The organism is Streptomyces sp. NPDC002092 (assembly GCF_053593775.1).
The window spans coordinates 148744-166850 of record NZ_JBSFDG010000007.1; the positions used below are offsets into that span (position 1 = coordinate 148744).

Consider the following 18107-nt stretch of genomic DNA (forward strand, 5'->3'; position numbering starts at 1 on the left):
CGCCATGAAGACGCACAACGACGATGTCGACTGGGACCGTTGGCCGGTCGCGGACTACCTCGCGGAGAACTACCGCGATCTGCACCCCTCCGACGCGGCGGTCATCACCCACCACTCGGCGTTCTACCGCCGCTTCGCGCCGGGCTGTATCGGGCGCTCGGTGGAGTTCGGGGCCGGACCCAATCTGTATCCCCTGATCCTCGCGGCCGCCGCGAGCCGCCGGATCGAGGCCGTCGACGCAGGGGCGAGCAACATCGCCTACCTGGAGCGCCAGATCCAGTGCGGCCCGGACGCCAGCTGGCTGCCGTTCCACGCGCTGTGCCGACGCCTCAACCCCGGTCTGCCGGCCACGCTGGCCGGGGCGCTCGCGCATGTCAACGTCGTCCACGCGGACGTCAGGGAGCTGGAGCCCGCAGGGTACGAGCTGGCGTCCATGCACTTCGTCGCCGAGGGCGCCACCGAGGCCTACGCGGAGTTCACGGACTTCTGCCGCGCCTTCGTCCGCTGTGTGGTCCCCGGCGGGCACCTGGTGGCCGCCTTCATGGAGAACATGCCCACGTACCGCATCGGGCCGGTGTCGCGCTGGCCGGGCTGCCCGGTCGATCCGGACACGGTGACCAGGGTGTTCTCTCCCATGACCCGCGACCTGTCCGTCAGCCACATCGACGCCGACCCGACCCTGCCGGACTACGGGGACTCGGGGATGGTGCTGCTCACGGCGGTGGCGCGTTAGCCGAGTTCCAGTGTCGTCACGCCGAAGACGCGGTCCTGGGCGTAGGGGCGGACGGGGCCCGTGTACATGCGGGCCGTCTCGAAGGAGGGGGTGAGCCCTGCCTGTTCGGCCAGGGCGATGCCCGGCGCGTTGGTCTCGGGCACGTCGACGGCGACCTCGCTGCCGGCCGCCTCGGCGGTCAGGGCGGTGAACAGGGCCTGTGCGTCCTCGGGGGTGTCGGCGAAGAGCGGGCCGATGCGGAGCGAGTCGTGGCCCGGGCGGATCACTCCGTAGCCGGTGACGCGGTCGCCGGTGCGGCGGACGAGGGCGCGGTGACCGGTACCGGTGAGCCAGTGGGCCAGGAAGCGGGGGCGGTCGGCCGGGTGGCAGGCGCTGTCGTAGGCGCTGATGTCGGGCAGGTCGGTCTCCTGCACAGGGTGCACGCCGGCCAGGGCCTCGGCCGCGGGTGCGGTCCCGGTGAACCGGACGGTGCGGTGGGCGAGTTCGAAGCCGGAGCGGCGGTAGTTGTCCTGCTGGGCCACCACCCCGTCGAGACCGATGGTGCGGCTGCCCGCGTGGGCCAGCGCGGTCTTCCAGGTGGTGAGGCCGTGGCCGCGGCCGCGCAGGTCGGGCCGGACGAGGTAGCAGCCGAGGAAGGCGTAGTCGGAGCCGTAGTTGACCACCGAGATCGCCGACACGGGTTCACCGTCGATCCGGCCGAGGAAGAAGCCGTCGGGGTCCTGCGCGAAGAACGCCGCTTCGTCGGCCGCTCCCGGGTTCCATCCCTCGTCCGCGGCCCATCCGCTGATCACCGGCCAGTCCTCGGGTACGGCCTGGGTGACGACGAGGTCTTCGAGGGCAGCGGAGGTCATGCGTGCGCTCCATTCCGTGACGGGTACGGCGGACAGGGGCGCGCGGTGATCGACCGCGCCCCGCAGCATCCTTGCGGATCTTGCGGGGCGCGTCACGGTGTGATTGAGCCGTTGGCCGTGCGGGCGGGCTCAGCGCAGCGAGCGTGGGCGGAAGCGGCGCCGGAGGGCGGCTCCGCCCAGTACGAGGGCGGCGCTCGCCACGGCTGCGGGCAGGGTCCGGTCGGTGCCGGTGTGGGCGAGGGATGCCGGCGCCTGCCGTGGTGCGGCGTGCTGCGCGGTCGCGGGCTGCGGATGCGCCCGGGCCGGTGCGGGCTTGGTGCAGTGGTGGGTGTGGCCGCCGGAGGTGTCCGGGGGCTTGTTGCCGCCGGCCGCGTTGCCGACGCCGACCACGTCGGCCGTGTTCCCGCTGATGTTGAGCGGGACGTGCACGGGGAGCTGGACGGTGTTGCCGGAGATCACGCCCGGCGAATCCTTTCCGCTGCCGTGGGCCGTGCTGCCGCCGGTGGAGGTGCCGGCCGTGGTGTGTCTGCCGCCCGCACTCTTGTTGCCGCAACTGTTGCCCACGGCCGGGTTGAGGAGCCCCACCACGTTCACGGTGTTCCCGCACACGTTGACCGGGACGTGCACCGGGAGCTGGACGGTGTTGCCGGAGATCACGCCCGGCGAGTCGGCGGACGCGCCGTCCGCAGTGGCTCCGGCATACGCCGGAACCGTCAAGGCCATCGCTCCCGAGGCAGCGGCGACGGCGATCACACCGTTTCGGGTAACCCTTCTCATAGGTTCCCTGCCTTCCAGACATGGTCGCGGGCAGATACCCGCGCCGGAGAAGCGGGCACTGGCCCGCACCGGATAGAACGCGAGGGAAACCATCCGAGTTATGGCTTATCGGGCTTTCACTCCATCGAGCGGTCCGGTTGTCGAACGGGCGGCAAAACCGCGGCCGTATCCGCGGGGAAGGTGCGCACGATAAGGCATCCTGCGCGGTCCCGCCCGCCCGGAGGCGCGCTCTGCGGCATCCGCTTATCGTGATCGAGGGCGCCGTTCTCCCGGTCCCCGGCGGGCGCCCCGGGAGGCATTGATGCTGGTCAAGCTGTCAACGCGGCCCGCTGTCCGACGCTTTGCCGTCACCGGAGCCGTAGGCCTGTCCCTGCTGGTCGCAGGGCTGCCCACGGCAGCATCGGACGGCACCGAGCCCGACCTGTCGCGGTTCTACCGGCAGAAGCTCACCTGGTCCGGGTGCAAGGGCGACGACATGCCCAAGGACCTTCAGTGCGCCAAGGTCACCGTCCCCCTCGACTACGCCAGCCCGAAGTCCGGCACGCTCGACCTGGCCCTCGCCCGCTACCGGGCGACGGGCAGGAAGCGGGGTTCGGTGCTGTTGAACTTCGGCGGCCCCGGAGCCGGGGGCGTCAGCCAACTCGCCTCCGGCGGCGAGGACTTCATGAGGCTCACCAACGGCTACGACGTGGTGACCTTCGACCCGCGCGGGGTCGGCAGGTCCTCGCCGGTCAGCTGCGGAGACGGCTCCGAGGAGGCCTCGGCCGCGGCCGACGGGATCGCGGAGAGCAACGATCCGCGGGCCGTGCTGCGGCAGTTGAAGGAGGCGGCCGCCGAGTGCGCGAAGCACTCGGGTCCGGTACTCCCCCACATCGGCACGGTGAACGCCGCACGCGACCTGGATGTGATGCGTGCGGCGCTCGGCGACAAGAAGCTCAACTACCTCGGTTTCTCCTACGGGACCCGGCTCGGCGCCGTGTACGCGGCCGAATTCCCCAAGAAGGTCGGGCGGTTGGTCCTCGACGGAGTGGACACGCTGACCGAACCGATGTCCGAGCAGGGAGTGGCGGGCGCCGAGGGACAGCAGACGGCCCTGGACGACTTCGTCACCTGGTGCACCAAGGACATCGCCTGTCCGTTCGGCCGGGATCCGCGCGCCGCCCGGCAGCAGGTCGTCCAGCTCGTCGGCTCCCTCGACAAGGACCCGCTGCCGACGGACTTCGGCCCGGAGTTCACCGGGCAGGATCTCGTGGGGGCGATCAGCCAGGCGCTCTACAGCAAGGACCTGTGGCCGTCGCTGGAGCGCGCGATCGCCGAGCTGGTCGAGGACGGCGACGCACGCGGGGTGCTGGGTTTCTCGTCCGGTGGGGCCGCGCTTCCCTTCCGGCAGCATGCCGGGGGCGGCCTGGTCGACGAGAACGAGGTCCCGCTCGACAATCTTCCGGCGGCGCTCATGGCGATCAACTGCGCGGACGATCCCGATCGCCCCGGCGCCGACCAGATCGTCAATAACCTCGGCCGGCTGCGCGCCGAGTACGATCAGGCCTCCCCGGTCTTCGGCCGCTACCGCCTCACCGAGCTGCTGATGTGCTACGGCCGCCCCAAGGGCACCGACTTCATCCGCGACCGTGTGCACGACGTCCACACCGCGAAGATGCTGCTCGTCGGCACCCGCGGCGATCCGGCGACGCCGTACCGCTGGACCGTGGAGACGGCGAAGCGGCTGGGCTCCTCAGCCGTGGTGCTCGACAACAAGGGTGAGGGCCACACCGGTTACGCGTCCTCCAAGTGCGTGCAGGGCAAGGTCGACGACTTCCTGCTCTACGGCAGCCTGCCGCCGACCGGCAGCTCGTGCGGCCCGGAGGACGATGCGACGCCGGACACCTGACGTGTCAGCTCTCCCAGGAAGCGAGCTGCTGCAGTGCCCCCGCCGTCCGTACGGACCCGTCCTCGCCGAGCAGCGCCCGCAGTTCCGCGTTCAGACGGTCGACCTCCGGCTGTGCGGCGCGCAGGGCGGCGACGCCCGCCTCGGTCAACTCCAGCCTCACGGCCCGGTGTTCATGGAGATGCTGCTGCTTGAGCAGGAGGCCCCGCCGCGGTGAGCCGTCCGACGAGGGCGGTGACCGCGGATTCCCGCAGGCCGAGGACGCGGGCCAAATCCTGCTGGGTGAGCCCGGGCTGGTCCCGCACGGCGAACAGCGCCCCGAGCTGGGCGGTGGTGACGCCCGCGGCCGCCAGACAGCGGCGGTCGACCGTCGTGCGCAGCTGGTGCGCCGCCCGCTGCAGCAGGAAGTAAAGACGCTGATCAGGCTCGGACATGGGCCGATCTTGATAGAGGGCACCGGCCCGCGCCACCCTCACTTCACTAGTGAAGTGAGCTGAAGAGGTGAGCAGGACGATGGATCTGGACCTGGCCCGCAAGATCCTCGCCCAGCAGCCTTTCAGCAGGCTGCTGGGCGCCCGGGTGACGGAGTTCGGGGACGGCGAGGCCACCCTCGAACTGGACATCCGCGAGGAGCTGCTCCAGCAGTACGGCTTCGTGCACGGCGGGGTGCTCTCCTACGCGGCCGACAACACGCTGACCCTCGCCGCGGGCACCGTTGCGGGGGCGGGTCTGATCACGTCCGGGTTCACCATCGACTACCTGCGCCCCGCCATCGGCGAGATCCTGCGCGCGCACGGCCACGTGGTGCGGGCCGGCCGCACCCGGATCGTCACCCGCTGCGACCTGATCACGATCGACGCCGCCGGGGCGCAGACCCTGTGCGCCGTGGCGCAGGGGAACATCGCGGTGATCGAGCCGAACGGCGAGCGGCGGTAGGCCGGAAGCCGGAATTGTCCTGACTGCCCAGCGTCGCCGCCCCTAATGCCCTTTGGGGGAAACGGCCCTATCGTGCTTGGTATGGAGCACGACCTGAGTCCCTCAACCCTCTCCGAGCTCCGGCGCCCGCGCGCCTATCCGGCCGTGTCGGTGCTGACGCCCACACACCGCCGGGAGCCCGAAAACGCCCAGGATCCGGTCCGGCTGCGCAATGTGGTGGCCGAGGCCAAGAAGCAGCTGGAGTCCGATCCCGCGGTGACCCGCGAACGGCGCTCCGAGGTGGTCCGTCAGCTCGACCAGGCCCTTCAGGAGGTGGATCTCGCGCATGCCGAGGACGGCCTGGTGATCTTCGCGGCCCCGGGTGAGCACCAGGTGTGGTCGCTCGCCCGCACGGTGCCGGAGCGCGTGGTGCTCGCGGACACCTTCCTGACCCGCAGCCTCGTCTCCGCGCACGCGGCCGAACGGCCGTTCTGGGTCCTGTCGGTCTCCTCCGACCGGGTCACCCTGTGGAGCGGCGGCACCGACCGCGTCACGGAGGACCGGGCCGGCGGGTTCCCCATGACCAGGCGCCCGGTGAACTTCGACGCCGAGCGACAGGAGCGGATCGGCGACATGCCGAGCACCTTCCGCGACGAGGACACCCGCCACTTCCTGCGGGAGGCCGACGCCGCGATGGGCATGGTCCTGCGCGAACGGCCGCGGCCGCTGTACGTCACGGGCGAGCAGGCGGCCCTGTCCGCGATGGACGAGGTCGGCAGCGTCACCAAGGAGGCGGTGCACGTGCCGCACGGTGGTCTCGCGCACGGCACGCCCGACGCCGTATGGCAGGCGGTACGGCCGAAGGTCGCCGCCGAGGCCCGCAGAAGCACCGAGGCCGTGGCCCGGGAGCTCGAATCGGCCCGCGGTCGCAAGGCGTTCGCCGCCGGTGTCGACGAGGTCTGGCAGAGCGCCCGCGAGGGCCGTGTACGGCTGCTCGCGGTCGAGGAGAACTACCGGGTGACGGTGCGCGACGTGCTCGACGGCCATCTGATCCCGGCCGAGAGCGGCGATCTCGACTCCCGCGAGGACATCGTGGACGAGATCGTCGAACAGTGCCTGGAGACAGGCGCGGACGTCCGCTTCGTCCCGGACGGGACGCTGGGCGACGCCCACGGGATCGCGGGAATCCTGCGCTACTGATCTCCGGGTGCCGTGCCCGAGGAGATGTTCGTGCAGGTCGCCGTGGTGAACGGTGTCGAGGTGACCGGGCAGCGCCCCGTGGAGTTCGGGACCGAAGCCGACGTCGTACTGATCGGCAGCGGCGTGACGACGCGGGACGTGGTCGCCGACGACCGGCTGATCTCCCGGCTGCCGCTCGACCCCGGGCGCCAGTTGATCGGTGCGCAGTGTTCGGGCGCGCTGGCGCTCGCCCGGTTCGGGCTGCTGCACTCCGTGCCGCCTGCACGGACTGGAAGAGCCGGTCCTTTGTCGAACACTGCGGTGTCACCGTGCTGGACGCGCCGTTCCATGCCGAGCGGAACATCGCCACGGCGGGCGGCTGTCTGGCCTCGCAGTATCTCGCCACCTGGGTCATCACCCGCACCCTCGGGGAGGACGCCGCACACGACGTCCTCGACTACGTGGCCCCGGTCGGCGAGAGGGAGCAGAGCGTCGAGCGTGCCCTGCATGCCGTCCGCGCGGGCGAGGCCGCACTGCGCTGACGGCCCAGCGAACGGCCCTCAGACGTTGCCGAACAGCGAGTTCAGCCCCTCCTCGACGGCCGCGCCGATGTCCTCCTGCCCGGCCGCCACCACGGCGTACGTGCGCAGCAGGAACCGGCGCAGGGCGGCGGTGTCGAACTGGAGCAGGGCCAGGCCGAACGGAGAGTGCAGCTCCATGACGGTGCGGGCCTGTCCGCACGGCCAGATGTGCACATCGCCATTGCCGGCGGGACGGCGCAGCCCCTCTTCCAACAGGGCCCGGCCGAAGGTCCAGGTGACTCCTGTGCCGTCCAGGGAGACCTCGGGCGGAAATTCGAGGTGCACGGCCAGCGGGTCCGTGGCGGCATAGCGCAGCGTGGCGGGAACCGGGAGCTCCCGCTCGTCGGCGGTGATCAGACGGCCGCGGGCGGGCTGCTCGAGGGTGAGGTCCATGGTCGGTCTCCACTGCGGTCGGAGGTCGGCCGGATTTCCGGTGTGCTTGTACGACCCCGCAGGAGGCATCTGCATTACGTGGAAGCGCTTGCGAATTTCCGTGACCTGCGTCACTAGGCAAGGCTTAGAACAAGTGAGCGTCGAATGCACGGCTGAACGCGCATGCGAAATTCACAACAACCCTTCAAATCACGTACGCTGCCTACGACTTGACCAGCCTGCGACGTACGCCATTCGCACCGCACGACCGCTCCGTGAAGACTGTGGCATATGCCAGAAGCACCACCGTATCGTGTGTTGCCAAATCCCTTACAGGGCGTCGCGGGCTGTGCCACAGTCGTAACGGTCCTTCAAGCCGCCTGCCCCGGTCGTCCCGTCCCCGCATCGGAGTGCGTCATGCCGTCCCACCTCTCTGCGGATCACCCAGCCGCCCAGCCGCCAGGACGTGGCTCGGTCGAGGCGCTGATATCGCAGACGCGGCGACTCAAGGGCGATGTGGACGCCGTACGGCAGGACGCCCGCGGCGACGGCTCGGACCCGCAGGAGCGCTGGCAGCGCGCGCTGTGCGACCTGGCACTGCACCAACTCAGCGACCTCGACACCCACTTGGGGCAGCTGCGGGACGGACCGCCGCCCGTGCCCTCCGCGCCCCGGCACGACTCTCTGCTCAGCCGGGTCGGCAGCGCCGAGTGGAACCTGCTGACGGACGAGGCGACCTGGTCCGGCGAGCTCTACCAGATCCTGGGCCGCGACCCCGCCACCCCCGCTCTCACCCTCGACGAACTGCCCTCCCTGGTACTGGACGAGGACCGCGCGAAGCTGACGGCGATGGTCACGGACTGCCTGATCGACGCCAAGCCCATCGACGGCGAGTTCCGTATCGTGCGCCCGGACGACGAGGTGCGCACGGTGCACATGATGGGCGAGCCCGTGCTCGACACTGACGGCAGCACCGCCTCGATGTGGGCCGTACTGCGAGACGTCAGCGAACTGCGCCGCAGCCAGAAGGTGGTGAGCGAGACCCGTGACTCGCTGCAGCGCCAACAGCACCGCGCGCAGACCGAGCACCGGCTCGCGGTCGAGTTGCAGGAGGCCGTGCTGCCGCCATGGCGCGGCTCCCTGCGGCTCCCGCAGCAACGGCCCGAGACCCTGGACCTGGCGGCGCACCATCTGCCGTCCTCGACCACTGCCCTGATCGGCGGCGACTGGTACGACGCGCTCGAACTGCCCGACGGCCAGACCCTGCTCAGCGTGGGCGATCTGACCGGACACGGCGTGGCCGTCGCCTCGGGCATGGCGACGCTGCTGGGCGCCGTGCGCGGCATGGCGATGGCCGGCACCGAGCCCGGGCAACTGATGGCCTGGCTGAACCAGTTACTCGACGCCACCGTGCAACCGGCCCTCGGCACCGCCGTCTGCTGCCGCTACCGCCCCGAGACCCGCACGCTGACCTGGGCACAGGCAGCACACCCCGCCCCGCTGCTGTTCCGCAACGGGACGGGGCGCAGGCTGCATGCACCGAACGGCGTCCTGCTCGGTGCGACCTCGCAGGTCTCCTACCAGCAGGCGGAAGAGACCCTCGAGCCGGGCGATCTGCTCCTGCTGCACACCGACGGGCTGGTGACCGGGCGCAGGAGTACGGAGACCCTGACCGGGGAGCAACTCCTCGATCTGGCCCCCCGCTTCGGCGAGGCAGCGACCGCGCAGGACTGCGTACGGATGGTCGTGGAGGAGTACGGCGAGGCCGACCGCGAGAACGATGCGTGCCTGCTCGTCGCCAAGGTGAGGTGAACCGCCCGGGTGACCCGGTGAGATGAAGCAGCGGCAGCTGCACAGGCCCCCTATGCCCGTGCGCTGTTGCCGCCCTTCGCCGTCCTGGGCAACGCGAGTTTGATCTCCTCCCGCAGCTCGTGGATCTTCGGGTAGCTGGAGTACTCGGCGGTGAGCCGGTACATCTGGCGCAGCCGGTCCCAGGTGCGGTGGGAGGAGTTGGATCCCATCGACATCAGAGCGAGGCGTGCATAACGGTCGGCCTGTTCGGGGTCGTCGGCGATGAAGCAGGCCGACGCCATGGACAGGAAGTCGAAGATCTTCGACCGCTGCCGTCCGTCGACCCTGAGAGCCAGCGCCTTCTCCGCGTAGTGCTGGGCGTGCACGGCCGCTCCCGGCTCGTGCTCGGCCAGGGTGCGGTAGGCCAGGGCCTGCATGCCGTACAGGTCCTCCTCCTTGAACATCTGCATCCAGCTCGGCGGCGGCACATCGCCCCGGTCGGAGACGAAGAGGTCCTCCGCCCGGCCGAGAGTGCGGCGCATCGCCTGGCCCTTGCCCATGGAGGCCTGTGCCCAGGCCTCGATGGTGTAGAGCATCGCCCGGGTGCGCGGCAGCACCTCGTCGCCGGAGCCGGACTGGGCGAGCTTCATCAGGTCCAGTGCGTCGTCGGGCCGGCCCAGGTGCACCATCTGGCGCGCCGCCCGGGAGAGTGCCTCTCCGGCGCGGGGCCGGTCGCCGCCCTCTCTTGCGGCATGGGCGGCGATGACGAAGTACTTCTGAGCCGTGGGCTCCAGGCCGACGTCGTGCGACATCCAGCCCGCGAGGACGGCGAGATTGGCGGCGACGCCCCACAGGCGGCGCTGCAGATGGTCGGGGTGACGGTAGGCGAGCATGCCGCCCACCTCGTTGAGCTGGCCCACGACTGCCTTGCGCTGCAGCCCGCCGCCACGGGCAGCGTCCCAGGCCCGGAACACCTCGACCGAGCGCTCCAGCTCCTCGATCTCCTGCGACCCGATGGGAGCGGCCTCGTAGCGGTCGAACCCGGCGGGGTCGGCATGCAGGGGATTGTCGAAGTCGGGAGCATCGGCGGAGAGGGTCGGATCGGTGTGCAGCCAGTCGTACATGGCGCTGCTGAGTGCGGATCCTGCGGTGAGCGCGACACCCGCGCCCACCAAGCCGCGTCGGTTGAGCATGAGGTCCATTCCCGTGAATTCGGTGAGGACCGCCGCGGTCCGCTCGGGCGCCCACGGCACACCGTCGGGATGTTCCACACTCCCGGCGTCCTGCCGTTTCCCCGCACGCCCGTGCCGGACCAGACCGAGGTCCTCGATGGTCACGACACGGCCGAGACGCTCGGTGAACAGAGCTGCCAGCACCCGCGGCACCGGATCGCGCGGGATCTCTCCCATGTCGATCCAACGCCGCACGCGGGAGGTGTCGGTCGACAGCTGGGGGTGGCCCATGGCCGCCGCCTGCCGGTTGACCAGCCTCGCGAGTTCACCCTTGGACCAGCCGGCCAGGCCGAACAGGTCCGCAAGGCGGGTGTTGGGTTGTCCGCTCACGTCAAGCCCCCAGGTTCTCGGCTGAGTTGACAGTAGCCCGGTGCAAGTTGCCGGGCGACTATTCGCCAGGGTTCGCCAGGGTTCGCCAGATGGTGTGCCACTGGGCATCGGGTGTCAGGTAGGAAAGCGCCACCCCGACCCGGTCGCCTTCTGGAACAAGGGATGCATTCCCCAGGGTGCATCCGGGGCGCCGGGCCGGGCAGCGCATTGTCGTCGCAGGCACACGAAGGGATCTGTTTCGCCCATGTACGCAGCATCGTCCTCCGTGTCCGCCCCGCCCCGGTCGCTGCATTCCCGCCCGGCGGGCAGCGGCCCCTACCTCGATCCCGCCGCGCGTCCGGCGGCCCCCGCGCTCGGCGCGGCCCGGCCGCGGCGCGTGCCGGGTCTCGGCACCCAACCGCTCAGCGGGAGACTCGACTTGTCCGGCCCCCAGGGCGCCCAGCTGCGTACGGCGATCGCGTCGGTGCACCGGATCTGTCCCGAGTTCGCTCCGGTGCAGGTGCTGCGCCGCAGCGGCCGGTCCGTGCTCCTGGTCGGTACGACGGGGCGCAGCACGGCCGTCGCCAAGTGTTTACTGGACCACTCCCCCGCATGGGCCGAGCGGATCCGCCATGAAATAGCGGCATACCGTTCGTTCGTCCGGCACCGCCCTCCGGTGCGGGTGCCGAGGCTGATCGCGGCGGACCCGGACAACTGCACACTGGTCATCGAGCGGATGCCGGGACGGGTCGCGGCCCTGCAGCGGCACCCGGTCGAAGCCCCGCCCCGCGCGGACATCAGGGCGGCCCTCGGCGCCATCTGCCGGCTGAACGCGTGGCGGCCGCCGGCGGGCACCTTCGACGCCCCGCTCGACTACGCGGCCCGTATCTCGCGCTACCACGAACTGGGCCTGCTCACCGACCGCGACATGGGCGACCTGCAGAAGCTGCTGCACGGCATCGCGCACTCGGCGGGCCGACAGGGCATGGGCCAGTTCTGCCACGGCGACGCACTGCTCTCGAACATCCTGCTCTCACCGGCCGGTCCAGTGCTGGTGGACTGGGAGCACGCGGGCTGGTACCTGCCGGGCTACGACCTGGCCACGCTCTGGTCGGTGCTCGGCGACACGCCGGTGGCCCGCCGCCAGATCAGCCAGATCGCGCAGTCGGCGGGTCCGGCCTCACGGGATGCGTTCCTGGTGAACCTGATGCTCGTACTGACCCGTGAGATCCGTACCTACGAAACGGCCGTGCAGCGTTCGATGCACGACACGACCCCGGCGGCACCGGGAGTGGCCCACCCGGGTGCTGCGCCGTCCGGCGAGGAACAGCGGCTGCTGCTCAGGCGGCTGCACGATGACTGCCAGCTGGCCCGTCGGGCCGTACGCGCGGCGGTCGGCACTCGCTGACGGGGACGAAGGTCCGCGGTGCGCCCAGGACACGGCGTACCGCGGACCTTCGTATGTGCGGACCTGCGCGGACAGACTTTCCGAATCGTCTTCGCCAGGGGCCATTGGTGTACGCCACTGACGCCCCGCAGGCCCGCCCGCCGCCGCCGGGAAACTCCTCCACGCTCGTGTTGACATGGGAAATCTCCTGCCTCTGGGCATGATTGACGGATCGTCGGCCAGCGGGTACCACTGACCCACCGCTCGGCCCTGCACGCCCCGCCACGCTCGTTCGTCCCAGGAGGCTGCATTGCGAGGATCTGCCACCGACCCCACGTCCGCACCCGGCCACAGACGCGCCCGCAGAACCGCCGGCGCCCTCGCCGCGGCGGCCCTGCTGCTGCCGCTGCTCGGGGCGGCCCCGTCCGACGCCCGGCCCGCCGCGGACCGGCTGCAACAGGCGTTCGCCTCGGCGTCCGCCGAGTACCACGTGCCGCAGAGCGTGCTGCTGGGCGTGTCGTATCTGCAGTCCCGGTGGGACGCGCACGGGGGCGCGCCGAGCGTGTCGGGCGGTTACGGCCCGATGCACCTCACCGATGCCCATACGGCGATCGCGCGCACGGCGCGCCACAGCGACGGCACGGGGGACGCCCGCGGGGACACGGCCCGCGCCGCCCTGCACCCGGACACCAAGGTGCCGGAGAACTCCGAACTCCCGCCCCGGCTCAAGACGTTGCCGAAGGCGGCCGGCCTGACCGGGCTGAGCGCCGAGCGGCTCCGTACGGACCCGGCCGCCAATGTGGCGGGCGGTGCCGCGCTGCTGGCCGCAGAGCAGAAGGAGCTGGGCGAGCCGCTCAGCGCCGATCCGGCGGAGTGGTACGGAGCGGTGGCCCGTTTCTCGGGCGCGGACGACACCTCGACGGCGGCGGCCTACGCGAACGACGTGTACGAGGTGATGCGCACCGGCGAGCAGCGCACGACGGACGCCGGGGAGCACGTCGTGCTGACCGCCCAGCCGGATCTCGCCCCCGACACCGCGCAGCTGGAGAAGTCCGGCCTGCGCACCGTCTCCGCGGGCGGCACGGAATGCCCGAAGTCGGTGTCCTGCCAGTGGATCCCGGCGCCGTACGAGGAGTTCGGGAACAACGACTACGGCAACCACGACCTGGGCGACCGCCCCGCCTCGCAGAGCATCAGGTACATCGTCATCCACGACACCGAAGGCACCTGGGACGGGGTGCTGAAGCTGGTCCAGGACCCCACCTACGTGTCGTGGAACTACACCCTGCGCTCCACGGACGGCCTCATCGCCCAGCACGTCAAGGCCAAGGACGTGGCCTGGCACGCGGGCAACTGGTACATCAACGCCAAGTCGATCGGCCTGGAGCACGAGGGCTTCCTCGCCGCGCCCGACGCCTGGTACACGGAGGCGATGTACCGCGCCTCGGCGCGCCTGGTGCGGTATCTCGCGGCGAAGTACCGCATCCCGCTGAACCGGCAGCACATCCTCGGCCACGACAATGTGCCCGGCCCGACGACGTCGGCCATCCCGGGCATGCACACCGACCCCGGCCCGTTCTGGGACTGGCGGCACTACTTCGAGCTGCTGGGCCATCCCTTCCGGAAGACCGCGGGCAAGAGCGGCGGGCTGGTGACGATCCGGCCCGACTACGAGGCCAACCAGCCGGAGTACACGGGCTGCGTCACCAAGGACGAGCCCTGCGCGGCGCACGGCTCGAGCGAGGTGCGGCTGTACTCGGCTCACGACGAGCACTCGGCCCTGATCAGGGACGTGGGTCTGCACAAGAACGCCGACTCGACGATCGACGTCAATGACGTGGGGTCCCGGGCCTCCACCGGCCAGCAGTTCGCGGTGGCGGGCCACTACCGCGACTGGACGGCGATCTGGTACCTGGGCCAGAAGGCATGGTTCAAGAACCCCGCGAAGCACCGGACCGCGGTGGACGCGTCGGGTTACGTGGTCACCCCGAAGCCGGGCCTGGAGAGCGTCCCGGTGTACGGGCGGGCCTACCCGGAGGCCTCGGCCTACCCGGCCGAGGTCCCCGCGCAGGCGGTGTCGCCGCTGCCGTACACACTGCCGAAGGGGCAGAAGTACGTGGTCGGCGACACGGTGCCGGGCGAGTACTACTACGCGGTCACCTTCACCACCGACTCGCACCGGGTCGTGGTCGGCACGGACCTGTACTACGAGATCCAGTTCGGACACCGGGTGGCGTTCGTACGGGCCGCGGACGTGCAGGTGGTGCGGTCCCGCCGGTAGCCGGTGTCAGCCCTGCTGGAACAGCTCCGCCGGGAGCGGCTTCAGCAGGGCGTACAGGTCGTCGGTGATGGGGCGGTCCCAGGCGGCGATGGTCACCAGGACGTTGTCACTGCGGTCGAACTGCACGCAGGAGATGCGGGTCTCGGAGAGCTTGAGGCGGCGCACGATCAGAAGGTTGTCGCCCTGCATGACCGGCATGTCCTCGACGCCGACGACGCTCACCTCCTCCTCGTTCTCCAGCGCGAGCAGCAGCTGGGCCACCTCGAAGGGGATCTCGTCCTCGGCGGTCTCGCGGGCCGGGGAGCCCTCGGGCAGATTGCCGATGATCATCGCGGGGCCGCGGCCGCCGAACAGGTCGTAGCGCAGGAAGACGCCCTGACAGGTGCCGTCGGGGGCGGGCAGCAGGCCGGCGCCCAGATTGCCGGGCCAGTCGCCCGGGTCCATGGCCAGGACGTCGAAGTCGGGCCCGGCGGGGGTGGCGCTGCGGCGGCGGAGGAACGACATGCCGCCAATGGTACGTGGACCCTGCCGGTTGGTGGGGCGGGGGCGGTCGTCGTTCGAGTGCGGGTTGTGCGGGTTGATCGCGCCCACGCGGCGGTGCCGGCTATCGATACGGCCCCGCACCCCGGGGCGGTTCCTCCAGATCAAGCCCTCTCGAAGTCCGCGGTCAATAAGATCTCTGTTCTGAGGGGCGGGCGAACAACGCTGAGCCCCCTTCGCGCTGTCTGGGGGAAGCATGACTGGGTGGTCATGGCTGACCCCGAGGGCAATGAGTTCGACGTTCTGCGCACCTTGGCGCCGCAGGACTAGCCCTGAGGCGTTACCCCTGGCAGTGGCCGTCCGGGGCCCAGCGCTGCGCCCAAGCCCGTGATCTCTGTGCCCATCTTGCGGTAGACGGCGGAGAGGAGGCGGACCACCGTTGACATGTCCAGGTGCAGTTGCGCGGCGATCTCCGCCTCGGTGCGGCCCTCGGCGGCCAGGGTCGCAACCGTGCGTTCCCGGGAGGTCAGGGTGTCCTTTTCGGTGCTGTGGAGACGACGGGGGCGGAGGCCTGCTGCGGCCAGTTCGTCCCGGGCTGTTCCGGCGAGGCCGTCGGCGCTGCACTGTACGGCGGCGTCGAGGCCTCGGTAGAGGTGTTCGGCGGCTTCGCGGGGGCGGCCGGTGCGGCGGAGTTCGGTGCCCAGGGCTACGAGTGCGCAGGCGAGTTCGTAGGCGGCCGGGGAGCGCTCCAGGTGGGCGACGGACTCCTCCAGGTATTTGATGCGGGCCGAGCCGGAGGAGACCTCGGCGGCCGTGCGCAGGGCCTGGCCGATGGCGGACGGGGTGCCGAACTGGCGGGCGCGGGCGAGCGCTTCGAGGGCGGTGGCGACGGCACGTTCGGGGGTGTCATGGCTCTCTGCGCGGGCGAGGTGGAGCTGCCAGGGACACCAGGCGGGGTTGCGCATGCCGCGCGGCTCCAGGCGGCGGCCGGCGGCGGCCAGCTCCTCGGCGGCTTCCTTGGTGAGGCCGCGCGCGAGCAGGAGTTCGCCGTGCACGGTCTGGGCGTCGGGAAAGACGACGGCGGCCGGGAAGGGCGCCGCGAAGGAGTAGTCCTCGGCGATCTGCGCGGCCTCGGTGATGCGGCCGCGGGCGAGGAGGACCTCGATGAGGATGCCCACGGCGTACCAGTGGGCGGGGGTGCCGGGGCCGACGCGCTCGGCGAGCCGGAGTCCCGCCATGACGAAGTCCTGGGCCTCGGAGAGCCGGCCGCGGCGGTAGCGGACGTAGGCCAGGAGCGTGTAGGCGAAGGAGAGGTGGGCGCCGCGCCAGCCCTGGCGTTCGAAGTCGGCGATGCCGGCCGCGAACAGCTCTTCCGTCCGCCCGGGCCGGTCGGCGTACATGAAGGCGAGCGCGACCAGGACGGGCACCTCGAAGCCGCGGTCGGGCTCGGCCCAGCCGAGGCCGCCGGCCAGGGCGCGTTCGGCGTGGTGGAGGGCGACACGGGCGGGTTCGCCGCGCAGGACCGCGTCCCAGGTGCGCAGGCCGATGATGTAGCGCTCGGTGAGGTCGCGGCCGCTGAGGCGGTCGGCGAGTCTGGTCAGGCGGCGGGAGCGGGAGGGGTGGTCGGGTTCGTCGGCGCGGAAGGCGTCCCACATGAACTGTTCGGCGGTCATGCGCAGCTTGACGCGGGCGTCGTCGGTGACGCGGATCTCGCGGGCGAGGGTGTCGGAGGCCTCGGCGAGGCGGTCGCTGTGGGCGAGGACCTGGGAGAGCCGGTAGACGATGTGCTGGCGCAGCTGGGCGTCGGCGATGGGTTCTTCCAGGGCGGCGCGCAGATGGTTGACGGTGGTGGCGGGTTCCGTGAGCAGGGAGGCGGAGCCCAGTTCGTACAGGACGGCGGCGCGGTCCTCGTAGGGCGGGGGTTCGCGCAGGGCACGGGCGAGGTAGCTGCGGGCGGCGTCCGGAGCGCCGGCCCGGAGGGTCTCCTCGGCTGCGGCGCGCAGTTGCTGGACGACCCAGTTGTCGCCGTCGGGGTGGGTCTCCAGAAGGTGGCGGGCGGCGGCGGAGGGCCCTTGTCCTTCGTTGATCACGCACCAGGCGGCCTGGCCGTGCAGGGCGACGCGGACGCCGGGCGGGATGGCCCGGTAGACGGCGGTGGCGATCAGGGGGTGGACGAACTCGAGGGTCTCGGCGCCGGTGAGGATGCGGGCGCCGCGCAGGGCGTCGGCGGCGTCGGCGGCCTCCTCGTGGCCGAGTCCCGCGACGGCGGCGGCGAGCAGCGGATGGATCTCGGTGCCGAGGACGGCGCAGGCCCAGGCGAAGCGCACGGTGGAGGTGCCCAGGCGTTCGAGGCGGGCGACGAGGCCGCTGCCCTTGACGGCGGCGGCGAGGTCGCGCAGCAGATGGGCGCCGGTCTCGGTCGGGTTGAGGCCGCGGTCGCGCACCTTGGCGACGAGCTCGACCGTCTCGAACGGGTTGCCGGCGGTGACGGCCCAGCACTCACGGCAGAACGCGTCGTCGGCGTGCGCACCGAGCGTCTCCCGTACGAGGCGCGCGACGGCGGTTGCGCTCAGCGGTTCCAGGTCGAGGGGGCGGCCGCCCGCGCGCCCCGGCAGTCCCTTGAACGACTCGGCGTGGTCGGGGAGTTCGTCGGGCCGGTAGGCGACGACGACCAGCAGCGGGAGCTGTTCGGCGCGGGGCGCGAACGCGGCGAGCCAGCGCAGGGATTCGGAGTCGGCCCAGTGGGCGTCGTCGAGGACCAGGACCATCGGGGCACGCAGCACGGCGAGATGGGTGAGCACCCAGTCGAGGCCGTCGCGCAGGCCCTGCTGGTCGGGTGGGGCGCCGTCGGTCGGGGCGCACAGGCCGAGGGCGGGGCCGACGATGTCGTACCAACCGCCCACCGAGGCCCGCAGTTCGGTCTCGGCGGCCCCGGCCAGTTGGGGCTGCAGCAGCTGGCGGGCGACATGGAAGGCGACGCGCTGTTCCTGGTCGCCGCCGCGGGCAGACAGCACGGTGCAGCCGCGGACGGCGGCGCGCCGGCGGACCTCGGCGAGGAGGGTGGTCTTGCCGATGCCGGCGCGCCCGGCGAAGGCGAGGAGCGCGCCGCGGGGGCGGTCGGACGGTTCGGCGCCGTCCCTGCGCAGCCCGGTGAGTTCTCCCAACGCCTCGTCCACTGCGGCGAGTTCACTCTCGCGTTCGAAAATGGTGCGGCTGCTCCGCACGCTGCGCTGCCCCATGGCGTACCCCCTGCCACGGTGGTGCGCCCGCGCCGGGAGCGGGCGCGCTCCGTGACCTACAGGCACCTCAGCGTACGCCTCGCGGGGGTAGCGCG

Annotated in this window: 15 protein-coding genes and 2 pseudogenes; 9 read left to right on the forward strand and 8 right to left on the reverse strand. The window is 71.4% G+C overall.

Annotated features, from left to right (window positions below):
- The first annotated feature begins 4 nt into the window (after positions 1-4).
- A complete protein-coding gene (locus ACWCRD_RS17895; protein WP_450966770.1) occupies positions 5-733 on the forward strand; it encodes a class I SAM-dependent methyltransferase in 729 nt (242 codons plus the stop codon).
- Here ACWCRD_RS17895 and ACWCRD_RS17900 read toward each other — a convergent pair.
- Together ACWCRD_RS17900 and ACWCRD_RS17905 are read right to left on the reverse strand one after the other, a co-directional pair.
- The gene (locus tag ACWCRD_RS17900; RefSeq protein ID WP_450966771.1) at positions 730-1584 is read right to left on the reverse strand and encodes a GNAT family N-acetyltransferase; all 855 of its coding nucleotides are present in this window, start codon (positions 1582-1584) and stop codon (positions 730-732) included. The genes ACWCRD_RS17895 and ACWCRD_RS17900 overlap by 4 nt on opposite strands.
- Positions 1585-1713: 129 nt before the next feature.
- Complete coding sequence (locus ACWCRD_RS17905) at positions 1714-2361, reverse strand: chaplin (RefSeq protein ID WP_450966772.1); 648 nt, start codon at positions 2359-2361, stop codon at positions 1714-1716.
- Positions 2362-2662: 301 nt separating this feature from the next.
- Between ACWCRD_RS17905 and ACWCRD_RS17910 the strand changes: the two genes are divergently transcribed.
- On the forward strand, positions 2663-4249 hold the full coding sequence (locus ACWCRD_RS17910; RefSeq protein ID WP_450966773.1) for an alpha/beta fold hydrolase: 1587 nt from the start codon (positions 2663-2665) through the stop codon (positions 4247-4249).
- 4 nt (positions 4250-4253) lie between these two features.
- On the opposite strand, the gene ACWCRD_RS17915 is transcribed toward ACWCRD_RS17910, so the two are convergent.
- Together ACWCRD_RS17915 and ACWCRD_RS17920 are read right to left on the reverse strand one after the other, a co-directional pair.
- Positions 4254-4409 (reverse strand): hypothetical protein, encoded by a 156-nt coding sequence (locus ACWCRD_RS17915; protein WP_450966774.1) that lies wholly within the window; start codon positions 4407-4409, stop codon positions 4254-4256.
- A gap of 10 nt (positions 4410-4419) precedes the next feature.
- Positions 4420-4680: a MarR family winged helix-turn-helix transcriptional regulator gene (locus ACWCRD_RS17920; protein ID WP_450966775.1), complete on the reverse strand. Its 261-nt coding sequence runs from the start codon at positions 4678-4680 to the stop codon at positions 4420-4422.
- Positions 4681-4759: 79 nt separating this feature from the next.
- Here ACWCRD_RS17920 and ACWCRD_RS17925 point away from each other — a divergent pair, with 79 nt between their 5' ends.
- From ACWCRD_RS17925 to ACWCRD_RS17935, 3 genes and pseudogenes are all read left to right on the forward strand, one after another.
- Positions 4760-5182: a PaaI family thioesterase gene (locus tag ACWCRD_RS17925; RefSeq protein ID WP_450967018.1), complete on the forward strand. Its 423-nt coding sequence runs from the start codon at positions 4760-4762 to the stop codon at positions 5180-5182.
- Between the two features lie 81 nt (positions 5183-5263).
- The gene (locus tag ACWCRD_RS17930) at positions 5264-6361 is read left to right on the forward strand and encodes a baeRF3 domain-containing protein (RefSeq protein WP_450966776.1); all 1098 of its coding nucleotides are present in this window, start codon (positions 5264-5266) and stop codon (positions 6359-6361) included.
- 36 nt (positions 6362-6397) lie between these two features.
- Positions 6398-6882 (forward strand): annotated as a pseudogene (locus ACWCRD_RS17935) (AraC family transcriptional regulator); the annotation flags it as partial.
- Between the two features lie 18 nt (positions 6883-6900).
- On the opposite strand, the gene ACWCRD_RS17940 reads toward ACWCRD_RS17935, so the two are convergent.
- Positions 6901-7314, reverse strand: a complete 414-nt coding sequence (locus ACWCRD_RS17940) for an SsgA family sporulation/cell division regulator (protein WP_450966777.1) — start codon at positions 7312-7314, stop codon at positions 6901-6903.
- A gap of 396 nt (positions 7315-7710) precedes the next feature.
- Here ACWCRD_RS17940 and ACWCRD_RS17945 point away from each other — a divergent pair, with 396 nt between their 5' ends.
- Positions 7711-9105 (forward strand): PP2C family protein-serine/threonine phosphatase, encoded by a 1395-nt coding sequence (locus ACWCRD_RS17945; protein ID WP_450966778.1) that lies wholly within the window; start codon positions 7711-7713, stop codon positions 9103-9105.
- A 50-nt stretch (positions 9106-9155) separates the two neighbouring features.
- Here the strand turns inward: ACWCRD_RS17945 and ACWCRD_RS17950 are convergent, their stop codons facing one another.
- Complete coding sequence (locus tag ACWCRD_RS17950) at positions 9156-10646, reverse strand: DNA-binding protein NsdB (protein ID WP_365842233.1); 1491 nt, start codon at positions 10644-10646, stop codon at positions 9156-9158.
- 244 nt (positions 10647-10890) lie between these two features.
- Between ACWCRD_RS17950 and ACWCRD_RS17955 the strand changes: the two genes are divergently transcribed.
- Together ACWCRD_RS17955 and ACWCRD_RS17960 are read left to right on the forward strand one after the other, a co-directional pair.
- Positions 10891-12033, forward strand: coding sequence for an aminoglycoside phosphotransferase family protein (locus ACWCRD_RS17955; protein ID WP_450966779.1), 1143 nt, complete (start codon positions 10891-10893; stop codon positions 12031-12033).
- Positions 12034-12322: 289 nt separating this feature from the next.
- Positions 12323-14293 (forward strand): N-acetylmuramoyl-L-alanine amidase, encoded by a 1971-nt coding sequence (locus ACWCRD_RS17960; RefSeq protein ID WP_450966780.1) that lies wholly within the window; start codon positions 12323-12325, stop codon positions 14291-14293.
- A 6-nt stretch (positions 14294-14299) separates the two neighbouring features.
- On the opposite strand, the gene ACWCRD_RS17965 is transcribed toward ACWCRD_RS17960, so the two are convergent.
- On the reverse strand, positions 14300-14797 hold the full coding sequence (locus ACWCRD_RS17965; RefSeq protein WP_344398292.1) for a hypothetical protein: 498 nt from the start codon (positions 14795-14797) through the stop codon (positions 14300-14302).
- 237 nt (positions 14798-15034) lie between these two features.
- Here ACWCRD_RS17965 and ACWCRD_RS17970 point away from each other — a divergent pair.
- Positions 15035-15103: pseudogene (locus tag ACWCRD_RS17970) on the forward strand (VOC family protein); the annotation flags it as partial.
- Here the strand turns inward: ACWCRD_RS17970 and ACWCRD_RS17975 are convergent.
- The gene (locus ACWCRD_RS17975) at positions 15100-18012 is read right to left on the reverse strand and encodes an ATP-binding protein (RefSeq protein ID WP_450966781.1); all 2913 of its coding nucleotides are present in this window, start codon (positions 18010-18012) and stop codon (positions 15100-15102) included. The pseudogene ACWCRD_RS17970 and the gene ACWCRD_RS17975 overlap by 4 nt on opposite strands.
- Positions 18013-18107: the final 95 nt, after the last annotated feature.